Raw genomic sequence first — 13806 nt, forward strand, 5'->3', positions numbered from 1 at the left:
CGGCCCGCACGGGAAGAGCGCGAAGCGGCCGCCCCGTGGGGGGGCGGGACGGGCGCTGCCTGATGCTGTGCATCAGGCGGGGGGACGCGCATGAGCGTGACCACCACGATCCCCGTGCTTGAAACCGAACGGTTGATCCTGCGCGCGCCAAAGGTGTCGGACGCCGATGTCTTCATGGCGTTCCTCACCTCCGAGCGGGCGCAATTCGTCGGCGGCCCGGTCAGCCGGTCGCACGCAGCGCGCAGCTTCAGCAGTTTCGCGGGCCAATGGGTGCTGCGCGGCTACGGCCTTTTCATCGGTGCGCTGAAGTCGGACCCCGATACCCCGCTGGGCGGGTTCGGCGTATTCCACCCGGTCATTCACGAAGAGCCCGAATTCGGCTGGACGCTGTATGACGCGTCGCACGAGGGCAAGGGCTACGTCACCGAAGCCATGCGCCGGATCATTCCGTGGGCCTGGGACGTCATGGGCGTCGATACCGCGCAAAGCCACATCGACGAGGGCAATGAGGCGTCGGTCGCCGTCGCCCGCGCGCTGGGGGCCACGTTCGACGCCAAACAGACCGAGATCGCCAACGCACCGGGCGGTGAATTCCACGACGACGCCGAGGGCGGCCCACGGGTCAACATCTGGCGCCACCACAAGGGAGCCCTGAGATGAGCGATCAACGCCGCGCGGCCGAGCTTTTGCAAGACCACCGGATGAGCATCGACCGGCTTGATGCGATCCTCGTCTATACCTTGGGCGAGCGGTTCAAACACACGCAGGCTGTGGGGAAACTCAAAGCCGAGCACGACCTTCCCCCGTCCGATCCGGCCCGCGAAGCGGAACAGATCGCACGGCTCGAAGATTTGGCGGACAAGGCCCAACTGGACCCCGAGTTCGCCAAGAAGTTCCTTAACTTCATCATCGCTGAAGTCATTCAGCATCATCAGCACCACAAAGACAAATCTTAAAGGATCACTATCATGGCTATGAAACTTCGCCTTGCCCGCGGTGGCTCGAAAAAGCGCCCCTTCTACCGGATCGTTGCAGCCGACAGCCGCATGCCCCGCGACGGCCGCTATGTCGAAAAGCTCGGCACCTACAACCCGCTGCTGGCGAAAGACGACGAAAACCGCGTCCGCATGGACATGGACCGCGTGAACTACTGGCTGGGCGAAGGCGCGCAGCCGTCTGACCGCGTGTCCCGTTTCCTCGAAGCCGCTGGCGTGCTCGAGAAGAAAGAGCGCAAGAACCTCAAGAAGGGTGAGCCGGGCAAGGCTGCCAAGGACCGCGCCGAGGAGAAAGAGGCCAAGAAGGCCGCTGCCGCCGAAGCTGCTGCAGAAGCGGATGCCGCCCCGGCAGACGAGTCCGCAGAATAATCAAGACCCGTGGCGGGGCGGTTTGCGGACCGCCCTGCCCGCCCCCCGAAAGGAATGCCCATGTCGGATGATACGATCGTTGTCGGTGTCTTGTCAGGGTCCTTCGGGGTCCAGGGCGACGTGCGGCTGAAATCCTTTTGCGCCGAGCCGGAGGCGATTGCCGACTACACCCCGCTGACCCGTGCCGATGGCCGCGAGATTGCGACGATCGTGATCAAGGGGCAGACCAAGGGCTCGCTGATTGCGCGGGTCGACGGGATCGCCACCAAGGAAGAGGCCGACGCCCTGCGCGGGATGGAGGTGTTCGCCCGCCGCGACCAGTTGCCGTCGCTTCCTGACGACGAATTCTATCATGCCGATCTGGTCGGCTGCATGACCTATGACACCGGCGGCGCCGAACTGGGCCGTGTTAAAGCCGTGCAAAGCAACGGGGCCGACGACCTTCTTGAGGTTGTCAGCCCACGCCACAGCGACACCGTGCTGGTGCCCTTTACCAAGGCCATCGTGCCGACGGTCGATCTGGCCTCGGGCCGGATCGTGATCGACCCGCCGCAGGGCCTGTTCGACGACTGATCTGCGCGGCGCCGCAACCTTTGAATTGGCGCGCGGACGACCTTGCGTTATGTGCGTGCCATGAGCAACACACCCAAGACGCCGCCCAAACCCGATCCGGAGACCCCGACGAAACCCGCCCCTAGCCGCTCGGCCGGGCGCAAGTCCGTTCAGGTCAGCGCCAAGCCGCAAGAGCTTATGACGGACGAGGTGTCGCTGGCGCGCGCGTGGACCGCGCAGGTGATTACCCTGTTCCCGGACGCGTTCCCCGGCTTGTTGGGCACCAGCCTGACCGGCAAGGCGCTGAAGGACGGGATCTGGCAGTTGCAGACGACGGACCTGCGCCGCTTCGGAGAGGGGCGCCACCGCAACGTGGACGACACGCCCGCAGGCGGCGGCGCGGGCATGGTGTTGCGCGCCGACGTGGTGGGCAACGCGATTGCGGCGACGCGGCGGCGGGCCAAGGGCCGGATGCCGCTGATCTACCTCAGCCCGCGGGGGCTGCCCTTCACGCAGGCCATGGCGCAGCAATTCGCGGCGCAGGACGGGGTGACGCTGCTGTGCGGCCGGTTCGAGGGCGTGGACGAACGGGTGCTGGAACACTTCGAGGTGATCGAGGTCTCGATGGGGGATTACGTGCTGACCGGAGGTGAGCTGCCCGCGATGACGCTGATCGACGCCTGCGTGCGGCTGCTGCCCGGGGTGCTGGGTAACGCCGACAGCGCGGTTGAGGAAAGCCATTCCAACGGTCTGCTGGAGCATCCGCAATACACCCGCCCTGCCGAATGGGAAGGGCGCAGCATTCCGGCGGTGCTGACCTCGGGCGATCACAAGAAGGTGGCAGAGTGGCGGCGCGAACAGTCCGAGAAGCTGACGCAGGACCGGCGGCCGGACCTGTGGCAGAAGCACGAAGACAGCTAGGCCCGGCCGGGCGCGCCGCCTGCCGAAGGGTCGAGACAGGACCGCCATAGATCCGGGACATTTCGGACAGGATCGCAATGGATTGTCGGGTCCGAAGCGACAATCTTTGCGCTTCGGGCAAAACTGTGTCCTTCATACCTCAGGTGTCATTAACACTTTCGCGGTGATATACCTGTCCCCGTTTCGCCCGTAGAAGAGAGTGTCGAATACTCCGCAACACCTGCCCGCCGGCACGGCAGGTTTCAGCGACGGGATAGAGTTGAAGTGATCTCAACCAGACGGGCGCAAATCATAGTTTTCCTGATCGGAGCGCTCGCTTCGATCGTGACCGTTTGGATGATCCATCGGGCCGAGCAGGCCCAGAGCCATGCGCGGTTCGAACAGCTGGCCGATGACAATCTTGAGGTGTTGCAGGACCGGCTTGAGGGGTTCGACCGTGTGTTGGACGCGGGCGCGGGCCTGTTCGTGGCCTCGGACTTCGTGACGGCGGCGGATTTCCGCAACTTCACGCAAACGCTGAACCTGCAGGCGGAGCTGCCGGGTATTTTGGGGTTCGGCCATGTGGGCGTCGTCCGTCTGGGCGAGCTTGACGTGCTGGAAGAGCGGACCCAGCGACGCGGGTTGCCGCTTCCGCCGATCCATCCGCCGAGCGGGCGGGCGGAACGTTTCGTCATTGAGATGATCGAACCGCGCGCGGGCAACGAAACCGCGCTGGGGCTGGACGTCGGGTTCGAGGCCGGACGCCGTGCGGCACTGTTCGAGAGCCGGCGGAGCAATACGACGCGGATGACACCGCCCATCGTGCTGGTGCAGGACGAGGACGAGCGGGTCAGCTATGTGCTGTTCCGTCCGATCTTTGCCGAAGGCACGGACCTGAGCACCCGCCGCGGCCGCACCGCGGGTTTTCGCGGCTGGGTCCACATGCCATTTGTCGGAGAGATGCTGTTCAACACGTTGTCGCGGACGGACACGGAATACGCCATGTTGACCGCGCTGGATGCGGACGCCACCGGCGAGGCGGTGACGGTCTATAGCGACGCAGCGGTAACGCAGCCCGAACGCTCGGCGTTTGCCACCAGCCGCGCGGCCGAGATCTTCGGGCGAAACTGGACGCTGAACTGGCACAGCACACCGGCCTTTGAAGCGGCCTATGGCAGCTGGACCAAATGGCTGATCGGGGCGCTGGGGCTGGCGCTGTCGGTGATGATCGCTCGCCTGCTGGGGATCGTCGCCCAGCGCGAGCGGCGCATCGAGAGCGAAGTGAAACGCAAAACGCGCGAGTTGCAGGCGAAGACGGATGAGACGCAGTCGGTGTTGCAAAACGCCGTGGTCGCCATTTTTGTGCTGGACCAGAACCAGCGCATCCTGTCGGCCAACCAGACCGCGCATGAACTGTTCCGGCTGGAGCATATCGCGGTGGGCACGCCGCTGCGGGATCTGCTGAACCTCGACCCCTGCGACGGCACCTCGGACGAAGAGGCCACGTCCGCACGCTCGCCCCTGCGGCCATCGCTGCGTCTGCTGGTGCAAAAGAACCTGTGGGAAACCGCCCGCGGTGAGCCGCGGGCCACGGTTCTGGTGCAGGATGTCGGCGAACGCGAGGCCGCCGCCCGCCGCATCAAGGCCAATGAAGCGCGCTGGAATCTGGCGCTTGAGGGGGCGCAGATCGGCGTGTTCGACGTGGATCTGATGACCAACACCTCGGTCGTTTCGGACACCTGGCGCGAGCTGATGCGGATTTCGCCCGATGAAGAGGACCCGCAAGCGGTCTTCTTCTCGCGCATCCACCCCGAAGATATCGAGATCGTGCGTCAGGCGGACAGAGCTTGTCGGGACGGGCTGACGCGGCGGTCGCGGGCGGAATATCGGGTGATCGACGAAGACGGGTCGGTGCGCTGGATGAAGGCGGACGCGGTGGTTGTGTCCCGCGACGCGGCGGGCACCGCGCTGCGGCTGATCGGGGCGCAGATGGACATCACCGACCTGCGCGCCACGCAGGACGCCTTGCAGGCCAGCCGCGAACGATTCGAACTGGTGCTCAAACATGCGCCGGTCGGCACCGCCTTGCTGTCCAGCGACGGGCGGCTGATCAACATGAACGAGGCTCTGTGCAGCCTGACCGGCTATTCGGAAGAGACGTTGCGCAAGCGGATGACCTTTGCTGACCTGATCACCGAGGAGGACCTGCAAACGATGCTGGAGGCGATTGCCGACCTGCGGGCGCAGGGGCAGTCGTCCTATGAGGGCGAACACCAGATCCTGCCGCGCGTCGGTGCGCCGATCTGGGGGCTGCTGTCGGTCGCCTGGGCGTTCGACCCGATCGAGCAGGGCGAGATCTATATCGTCCAGATCAACGACATCACCGAAAAGAAGATGGTCGATACGCTCAAGTCCGAGTTCGTCGCCACCGTGAGCCACGAACTGCGCACGCCGCTGACCTCGGTCAAGGGGGCGTTGGGGCTGCTGCGGGGGCCGATGCTGCCGGCGATGCCTGACGGCTCTGACCGGCTGCTGGAAATCGCGGCGAGCAATACCGACCGGCTGACGGCGCTGGTGAACGACATCCTCGATCTTGAGAAGATCAGCTCGGGCCAGAGCCAGTTCCAGATCGAGCCGACGGACATGGCCCCTGTGCTCTCGGCCAGTGTCGAGCAGATGCTGCCCTTTGCCGTGCAGCATCATGTCACCGTTGAGCTGGACGTGCCCAACGATCCCGTCTTTGCGCTGGTGGACGCGCCGCGCACGCAGCAATTGATCGCCAACCTTGTGTCGAATGCGTGCAAATATTCCGACAACGACACGGTCGTGCATGTGCGGCTTGAGGCGGTGGACGGCAAGGCGCTGGTCTGCGTCCTCAACACCGGGCCTGCGATCACCAACGAGTTCAAGACCCGCATTTTCGAACCCTTCTCGCAAGAGGATGCCTCGGACACGCGGGCGAAGGGGGGCACCGGGTTGGGTCTCAACATCTCGCGCCAGATTGTCGAACGGATGGGCGGCGAGATCGGCTTTTCCAGCGTCGAGGGGCAGCCGACCGCCTTCTGGTTCACCGTGCCGCTGACCGATGAGGACACGAGCCAACCGGTGCCTGCCAACACAGACAAGGCGGACGGGCCGCATTTCAAGGTGTTGCATCTTGAGGATGACCGCGACTTTGCCGAGATCGTCCGAAAGGGGCTGGGCGATCGGGCGCAGATGACCTCGGTCATGACGATTGCGGCCGCGCGGATCGCGATGCAGGCGGACACTTTCGATCTGGTGGTGATCGACTGGGACCTGCCCGACGGGCACGGGGGCGAACTTCTGGACGATGTGGGGCGGCTGCAACCGCAGGCGCGGATCATCTCTCTCTCGGCCACGGAATCGAGCGTGCGCGACCTGCGGGTGGATCAGGAGATCATCAAGTCCCGCGCCAATCTGGACGACATTGTTAGTCGCATGGTCAGATATGCCCGGACCGGTTAACCAAAATGGCCTATTCCTTCCCGAATAAGAACACATTTGGCTTCTAGCTTTCATAGCACGGCCCATATCGGGGCCGCTTGGACCGACAGGTTTTTTCCTGTTCCGAGTGAATTGTTTTTGAGGTGTTACATTGGCAAACGAGGCAGAAAACGCATTACCGCTGCCAATGCAGGAGGCCTGGACGATCCTGGATCGGCAGCCCGACCCTGTGTTGGTGTTCGATGGACAGACCCACGCCGTAAGGTTTCAGAATCGGGCCGCCGCGCGGCTGGCCGGACAGTCGGCCGCAGCAGGCGTGCCGCTCGCGGACTTGTGCGGCTGGTTGAGGATGTCCGCCGCGAAAGTGGCAACGTTGCTTGAGACGATGGACGCCGAGTCGGCGCCGAAACACCTTGAGGTCAGCCATTGTGACGCGCATTTCGACGTCACCGTGCAACTGCCCGGGCTTTCGGGCTTTCCCGACCAGATTGTTGCCGCCTTCCATGACATCACCGAACGGCGCAACGCCGAACGCCAGAAACAAGAGCTGGTCTCAACCGTGAGCCATGAGCTGCGCTCCCCTCTGACGGCGATCAAGGGGGCCATGGGGCTGGTGCTGGCGGGCTCTGCCGGGGCCCTGCCCGAACGGGCACGGGATATGGTGCAGATCGCCCATCGCAACGCCAACCGGCTGATCCTGATCATCAACGACATCCTGGATCTGGACAAGATCGCCGACGGCGCGATGGTTTTCGACAATGCCCACACCCCGCTGGTGGAGGTGATCGACGCCGCGGTTGAAGCCGTGGCGGGCTATCGCCAGCGCTTCGACGTGAAGGCAGATCTGGTGATCGAGGCCCGCGACGCCGTGGCCTTCATCGACCCCAACCGGCTGGTGCAGGTGCTTGTGAACCTGCTGTCCAACGCCATCAAATTCTCCCCCGCCGGGGCTGCCGTGACCGTGCGCCTGCAAGACAACGGCGCGTTCAACCGGATCAGTGTCACCGACCGGGGCGAAGGCATTCCCGCCTCCGAGCAGCGTTTCTTGTTCGACCGCTTCGTGCAGATCGGAACCCGCAACCGCGCGGCCACCGGCGGCACCGGTCTGGGTCTGAGCATCGTTCAAGCGATTCTTGACAAGCAGAACGGTCATATCACCTTCACCAGTCAGGTGGGGGTCGGCACGACATTCCACGTTGACCTTCCCAAACCAGACGCTGTCCCCGACAGCGATATTCCCAAAGCAGGATAGGCCCCATGAAGATTTTTCACGTCGAAGATGATGCAGACATCCGCGAAATTGCCCGCATGTCCCTTGAGATGGTCGGCGGGTTCCACGTCGATCAATACGAACACGCGGATGCCGCCCTTGCGGTGGCGGCAGAGGCCCGGCCGGATGTGCTTTTGCTTGACGTGATGATGCCCGGCATGACCGGGCCACAGCTTCTGGCCGAGCTGCGCAAGATGGATCACATGGCCCACGTGCCCGCGATCTATATGACCGCGCGGGTCCAGCCGCAAGAGATCGAGGCGTTCAAGAAGACCGGCGCCGTGGGCGTTATCCTCAAGCCGTTCGATCCGGTGACGCTGGGGCAGGAGATCACCGAGATGCTGCAAAGCAAGGCCGCCTGAGGCCGCCGCGCAGCGACAGACCGATTGGACAGGGGCCCCTTGCGGGGCCCTTTTGGTGTGTGGAGGGGGTGGGCGTGAGGGTTCGGTCCGCAACGATTTGCGTGGCGCGCCAAGGCTAGCGGTGCAGCAAAGGGGTGAGAGCCGTGCCGCCGAGGTCGCGGAAGGGCTGGAACACGTCCACGGGGCTGAAGGGAGGTTGTCCGGGGGACGGCAAACACGAAAACACCGCTGCCGGGGGGGCAGCGGTGCTGTCTGTCTGATGTGACCTGGCTCAGGTGGCGGGGTCGAGGATGTCCAGCGCGGCTTCCAGCACGTCGATGATCAGCATGTAAACCGGCGTAGCGGGGCCGCTGGGGGCGTCGAGCAAGTCGGCAATGGCGTATTCGGCGCGGCGCGCGCGGTCGCCAAGGTCGGCAAAGCCCAGCGTGCCCGAGGTGCCGGCGATCTTGTGCAGATCGGCCATGATCCGCTCGAGCGCGGGGCCGGCGCGTTCGGGGTGGGCAAAGACGAATTCCAGATCGGCGTGGATCGCGGTCTGGCGCGCGTCCAGCAAGTCGAGAAACCGGCTGCGGATCGGGGCGAGACCGTCAGAGATGGCGAGCGCGCTCATGCGACGCTGTGCGAGACGGTCCAGATGCTGCCCATGTCACGGGTCAGACGATCTGCGGCCTCTTCCGCGCTGATATGAGCCTGATGCAGGGCGTCGATGGCACTGTCGCCCTTGCGCCAGATCAGGCGCGCCGGACGACCGGCACAGACGCGGATGTTCAGCGCCGTGCCATCGCTGGCAGAAAGCTCCATCGCGTTGATGTAAAGGTTGATGTGGTCGACCAACCGCTCCATGTCGATCTGCGCCGCCCCTTCGACGACACAGACAAAGGTGCCGTTGCCCGCGTATGAGACGAGACGATGCGTCGGCAGCAGGCAGTCGGCGATGGCTTCGCTGACATCGGTGACGACGCAGGTGAAATCATAGGGCGACAGGCAGGCATGCAGGTCGGCGATGTGGCGGATGGTGAAGGCCATCACGACCGAGCCGCACAGCGACTTGCGCGACAGTTGGGTGACGTAGTTCTCCATCGCGGAGTTCTCGATCACGCCCTCGACGTCGTAGATCGGCAGCGGCTGGTGCAGGTCGATCGTCATCTCGTCAGCGAGATCGTCCGGCGACATGCCCAGAAGCGCCTGCGTGGCGTAGGTCTGGCTGGTTGGTTCGCGCTGCTCGCGGGCGATCTGTTCGACGAGGCTCAGACGGCCCTTGAGGCTGTTGAGCTCGAACGGCTTGGTGATGTAATCGCTGGCCCCGGCGGCGAAGGCGCTGTCGATGTGGCCCTTGTCGGCCATCGCCGTGAGCATCAGGATCGGCGTCGTGCGGTAGCGGTCGGTGCCGCGCAGGATCTTGCACAATTCGATGCCGTCGGTGCCGGGCATGACGATGTCGAGCAGGAAACAGTCGAAGGGCTGTTCGGGCTTGACCATCAGCCCCAGCGCATCGGTGACCGAGAGGGCCGTAGTCACGGTATGCTCGGGCATGTCCTCGATGAAATGGGTCAACAGATCCAGAATGATCGGGTCGTCGTCTACCGCCAGAATATGCATTTTCGCCGTCCTTGAAACGTTACGCTCACATCGCAATCCGCCCGCACCGTGGGGAACTACAGGTTGCAATCTCTAGGTGAATCAAGACGGAAATGAGGCGCGTTAACGCACTTTTAACGACGTTTCGCAGGTGCTTTCGGGGCCGCTGGCATGGAGCAAAGGCCAGAACAGGCGAAGGGGCCTTAAAAGGCAGGCTCTCGCGCAGGTTGTGCGGTGTAAGGAGCGGGGTCAGCCCCCCTGCCCGCCGGACACAAGGCTTCGGCTGACGATCAGGCGCATGATCTCGTTGGTGCCTTCAAGGATCTCGTGCACGCGCAGATCGCGCAGCCGTTTTTCGATGCCGTAGTCCGCCAGATAGCCATAGCCGCCATGCAGTTGCAGGCAATCGTTGACGATGGTCGAGCCCGCTTCGGTGACAAAGGCCTTGGCCATGGCGCAGAACGTCGTGGCATCGGGCGCGCCGGTGTCGAGCTTCCACGCCGCCTGCCGCAGCATCACCCGCGCGGCCTGCAACCGGATTTCCATATCCGCAAGGCGGAATTGCAGCGCCTGAAACCGGTCGAGCGATTGGCCGAAGGCCTGCCGCTCGGCCATGTAGGCCAGCGTCTGGGTCAAGGCGGCCTGTGCGGCCCCCAGCGAGCAGGCGGAGATGTTCAGCCGCCCGCCGTCCAGCCCGGCCATGGCGTAGGAAAAGCCCTGCCCCTCGTCCCCGATCAGGTTGTCCAATGGCACCTTGCACGCGTCCATCTGCACCTGCCGCGTCGGCTGCGAGCGCCAGCCCATCTTGTCTTCCAGCGCGCCGAAGGACAGCCCCTCGGCCCCCGCTTCCACAAGGATCGAACTGATGCCCTTCGGCCCGTCGCCGCCCGTGCGGCACATGACGATATAGGCATCGGCATAGCCCCCGCCCGAGATGAACGCCTTGGTGCCGGTGATCTCATACCCCCCACCCGTGCGCCGCGCGCGGGTTTTCAGCGCCGCCGCGTCCGAGCCGGAGCCCGGTTCGGTCAGGCAATAGGCCACGAACCGCTGCATCGTCACCATCTGCGGCAGCAGGCGGGCTTTCAGGGCGTCGCTGGCGAAACGGTCGACCAGCCCGCCGCACATGTTGTGGATCGACAGCAGCGCCGCAACCGAGGGGCAGGCCATGCTGAGCGCCTCGAACACCAGCGTGCCGTCAAGGCGGGACAATGCGGTGCCGCCGTGCGCTTCCGAGACGAACAGCCCGCCGAAGCCGAGCTCTGCCAGCTTCGGCCAAAGGCTTTTTGGGATCTCGCCTGCGGCGTCCCAGTCGCGCGCGTGGGGGGCGATGTGATCCTCGCCAAAGGCGCGGGCCATGTCGAAAATAGCCTGCTGTTCAACGGTGAGTGCGAAGTCCATGATCCCCCCTTCAGACAACCCTGCGGGGACAGTGTGGCGGATTTTGCGCGATTGCCAAGGTGGCAAAGGTCGGAACCGCACCGGATGGCGGGCGTTGAGGTCGGGCGAGCAACATCGCAAGGGACATTTGCCATGGCATTCACGATCGGCGGCGCGGTTCTTCTTGTAGTGGTCATGCTCGACATCCTTCTGACCATGGTCGGCGCGAACCAGAGCAGCCCGATTGCCATGCGCGTGGGCAAGGCGGCCTTTGATCTGTTCAAGTTGCTGCCGCTGGGCGCGTTCAAGCACCGGCTGATGGGGCCGGCGGTGATGACGGTCGTGGCGTCCTATTGGGTGGCGGCGCTCGCGCTGGCGTGGAGCCTGATCTTTTTCGGCTCGGACGCGGCGATCGACTTCCAGATGGAAGAGCGCGGGTCGGGGCCGCTGGATATTCTCGCCCATGTGGGCCACTTGCTTTCCACCGTGGGCGGCGGCGTTTCCCGCCCCGAATCCACCTCGGCCGCATTGATGGGCGTGTTGATCGGGGTCAACGGTATGGTGGTGCTGACCCTGTCGGTCAGTTTCGTTTTGGGCACGACGAACACGGTGGTGACGGGGCGGCAGTTGTTCGTCAGCCTTGATATCGCCGACGACGCGAACCGGATCGGGGATCGCGCCTTTCTCGATAAGCTCATCGGGTTTCTGGTGGCGCTCAATGCGTCGCCCATGGCGCTGTATTTCAGCCACGAGGATGAGGAGTTCCGCATTCCCAAGCGGTTGGCCACGCTGTTGCAGATGATCGCGGAGGACTCGCCGGAAACGGCCCGAACCCTTGCCGGATTGTTGCCCGGATTGAAAGCGGGACCCGCGGCGAGCCTTCGTGCGCGGCTGGACGATTGGGCGCGACGGTATGCCCCCGCCCCCGGCCTGTTGCGCGGGGCCGCGTCGCCTGAGCGTGACGGGGGGTGAGGTCGGCGTTCAGCCCCGCAACGCTTCCAGGGCCATCCGGGGCAATTTGCGCCAGCTCGGGCTGTGCTGGAACCGGGTCAGCAATCGACCCAGAACGTGCTGTCTCCGGTGCGTCACGAACCACGGCGGGCGGGCCAGCAGGGTCGGCTTGCCCGTGGTGAGGCTGCGGGGGAAGGGACGCCACGGCGCATGCACCACCACGCGCTGGGGGCGGTCGAACATGAAGGTGTTGTGCGTGACACCGATCCCGCTGCCCACATCGTCGAGGGTGTGCCCGGGAAAGGCACCCCAAGGGCAGGCCGCGGTGAGGAAGGCCACGCCGGTCCAGGCGTTGATCGCAATGGCGCCGTAGCGCAGGGTCGCGACAATCTCTTCAAAACGGGCGGCGCCGATCTGGTCGATGGTGCCGGGGTGGATCAGGATGTTCGCCCCGAGGGTGCCGTGAAGGGCGTCGTTCGCATAGCGGATCGCGGCGATCAGATAGGCCTCGGAGTCGGTGCCGCCGATCTCATGGGTGGAGAGCGCGGGCGCAAAGACTTCGGTCTGCGTGAAATAGGCCGGGTCGTCTTCGGCCGGGGCGACCACCAGCGCAGGGGCATTGCCGCGTGAGAGGCGGCGCGCGTCGGGGGTGTGGCGTTCGAAAGACGCCAACCGGTCCGACGCGCCGGGGTAGTAGGCGGGTCGCGGGTCGAGCTTCTGCACCACCTTTCCGACGCGGGCGAGCAGATCGGCTTTTTGCGGCCAGTCGGCGGGCAATATCAGCATCTGGCAGGCGATGCAGTTGAAGCCGGAATTGTGCAGCTTCTGCGTGGCGATATGTTCGGCCTGAAATTGCAGATCGGCTTGGGACCACGGGCCGGGGACGACAATTGTGGGGCAGACCGCGCCCAGCTCGGAGGTGATCGGCGTGTCCAGTTTGGGCGTGCCTGCGGCCTTGTTGCGCGCGCCTTCGTCCCCTGTGCCCCAGACGATGGCATCGTGCGACGCGGCGGCGCCGGTGATGTGGATGTCGTCAACCAGCGCGTGGCCGCACAGATAGCCGCCCACATCGGCGCCGCCCTTGACGATGCGCAAGGCGTCGCGGTCGATCAGCGGCTGCAACGCGGCCTGAAGATAAGGCGTGAGGTAGTCGTTCACCGGGTTCATTTTGAGCAGGACGACGCGGTGCTGCGAGAACAGCCGCTCGAACACGTCCAGCGGCGCAATCGAGGCGATGTTGCCCGCGCCCAGCACCAGCGAGACGCCGCCGCTCCGCGCCTGCGGCGGGATGTCGTAGGCGGTGGCTGTATGGTCGGCGAGGGTGTCGGCGGTGACGTCCGGCTCCATCCAGACCTCGGCCCTCACCCCCGAGAGCAGAATAGGGTCCCAGCGGGTATGGGGCAGCACCTGCACGGCAAGTTGGCCGTTGGCGGTGGTGCGGGCGGGAAGTCCGTCAAGAAAGGTCTTCCCCTCCATCCCGCGCAGGGTCTCGGTCAGGGCGTTGCAGGCTGACATGACGGCGTAGGGGCCGGAGAGCCATTCTTCGCCCACCAGCGGTGAGTCGGGCGGGATCTGCTTGTGGCGGGCGGCGGTGGTGGCCCAGTCTTCGGCCACCTCGAGCAGACGGTCCTTGATTTCGGCCAGCAGGGCGATGCGGTCGGCGGTGGGGGTGCGGGCCCATGCGGTCTTGGCGGCGGTGAGCGCCCCGAGGTCCGCATCAAGGGCGGTGCGGTCCATGGTTATTTCCCTGCTCACCTTGTTCATTGCGTCCCCCAACCTTGGCCCTTGCGTCTTGCGGACTGAACAGGGACCGCGCGAAGCTGTCCAGAGCAATCGCTGCGTGATCCTGCGGCACTTTCGCGATTATTTCGCCGCGCGGGGCTGACTTTTCGGGGGCCTGTCCGCCTATGGTGTGGGGATGCGCCACGCGATATGGCGCAAGAACGGGGCGCGCCCTGCCCCGCGCCGCCTGTCTGGAAAGGTC

Annotated in this window: 13 protein-coding genes; 9 read left to right on the forward strand and 4 right to left on the reverse strand. The window is 64.8% G+C overall.

Translation table 11 applies throughout. The annotated features are described in order from the left end of the window. Positions 1-90 precede the first annotated feature (90 nt). From DC363_RS02835 to DC363_RS02870, 8 genes are all read left to right on the forward strand, one after another. Positions 91-660: a GNAT family N-acetyltransferase gene (locus tag DC363_RS02835; RefSeq protein ID WP_108639629.1), complete on the forward strand. Its 570-nt coding sequence runs from the start codon at positions 91-93 to the stop codon at positions 658-660. Beyond that, on the forward strand, positions 657-956 hold the full coding sequence (locus DC363_RS02840; RefSeq protein WP_108639630.1) for a chorismate mutase: 300 nt from the start codon (positions 657-659) through the stop codon (positions 954-956). Before DC363_RS02835 ends, DC363_RS02840 begins: the two co-directional genes overlap by 4 nt. 12 nt (positions 957-968) lie before the next feature. Continuing rightward, the gene (gene rpsP, locus DC363_RS02845; RefSeq protein ID WP_108639631.1) at positions 969-1364 is read left to right on the forward strand and encodes a 30S ribosomal protein S16; all 396 of its coding nucleotides are present in this window, start codon (positions 969-971) and stop codon (positions 1362-1364) included. Between the two features lie 60 nt (positions 1365-1424). Beyond that, positions 1425-1937 carry a ribosome maturation factor RimM gene (rimM, locus tag DC363_RS02850; protein WP_108639632.1) on the forward strand — a complete coding sequence of 171 codons (513 nt, stop codon included), beginning with the start codon at positions 1425-1427 and terminating at the stop codon, positions 1935-1937. A 60-nt stretch (positions 1938-1997) separates the two neighbouring features. After that, complete coding sequence (gene trmD, locus DC363_RS02855) at positions 1998-2837, forward strand: tRNA (guanosine(37)-N1)-methyltransferase TrmD (protein WP_108639633.1); 840 nt, start codon at positions 1998-2000, stop codon at positions 2835-2837. A gap of 336 nt (positions 2838-3173) precedes the next feature. Further along, positions 3174-6302 carry a CHASE domain-containing protein gene (locus DC363_RS02860; protein WP_158270825.1) on the forward strand — a complete coding sequence of 1043 codons (3129 nt, stop codon included), beginning with the start codon at positions 3174-3176 and terminating at the stop codon, positions 6300-6302. Positions 6303-6432: 130 nt separating this feature from the next. Next, a complete protein-coding gene (locus tag DC363_RS02865; protein WP_146180739.1) occupies positions 6433-7533 on the forward strand; it encodes an ATP-binding protein in 1101 nt (366 codons plus the stop codon). A gap of 5 nt (positions 7534-7538) precedes the next feature. Beyond that, complete coding sequence (locus tag DC363_RS02870) at positions 7539-7913, forward strand: response regulator (RefSeq protein WP_108639636.1); 375 nt, start codon at positions 7539-7541, stop codon at positions 7911-7913. A 271-nt stretch (positions 7914-8184) separates the two neighbouring features. Here the strand turns inward: DC363_RS02870 and DC363_RS02875 are convergent, their stop codons facing one another. The 3 genes from DC363_RS02875 to DC363_RS02885 all read right to left on the reverse strand — a co-directional run bounded on the left by DC363_RS02875 (position 8185) and on the right by DC363_RS02885 (position 10892). Beyond that, on the reverse strand, positions 8185-8523 hold the full coding sequence (locus tag DC363_RS02875; protein ID WP_108639637.1) for an Hpt domain-containing protein: 339 nt from the start codon (positions 8521-8523) through the stop codon (positions 8185-8187). Then, positions 8520-9512 (reverse strand): response regulator, encoded by a 993-nt coding sequence (locus DC363_RS02880; protein ID WP_108639638.1) that lies wholly within the window; start codon positions 9510-9512, stop codon positions 8520-8522. Before DC363_RS02880 ends, DC363_RS02875 begins: the two co-directional genes overlap by 4 nt. A 228-nt stretch (positions 9513-9740) precedes the next feature. Continuing rightward, entirely contained in the window at positions 9741-10892 is a 1152-nt protein-coding gene (locus tag DC363_RS02885; protein WP_108639639.1) for an acyl-CoA dehydrogenase family protein, read from the reverse strand. Between the two features lie 132 nt (positions 10893-11024). On the opposite strand from DC363_RS02885, the gene DC363_RS02890 reads away from it, so the two are divergent. Further along, positions 11025-11843 (forward strand): hypothetical protein, encoded by an 819-nt coding sequence (locus DC363_RS02890; RefSeq protein ID WP_108639640.1) that lies wholly within the window; start codon positions 11025-11027, stop codon positions 11841-11843. A 9-nt stretch (positions 11844-11852) separates the two neighbouring features. Here the strand turns inward: DC363_RS02890 and DC363_RS02895 are convergent, their stop codons facing one another. Further along, entirely contained in the window at positions 11853-13559 is a 1707-nt protein-coding gene (locus DC363_RS02895) for an aldehyde dehydrogenase family protein (protein WP_108639641.1), read from the reverse strand. Positions 13560-13806 lie beyond the last annotated feature (247 nt).

Origin of the sequence: Thalassorhabdomicrobium marinisediminis (genome assembly GCF_003072065.1) — a bacterium.
Taxonomy (GTDB): Bacteria; Pseudomonadota; Alphaproteobacteria; order Rhodobacterales; family Rhodobacteraceae; genus Octadecabacter; species Octadecabacter marinisediminis.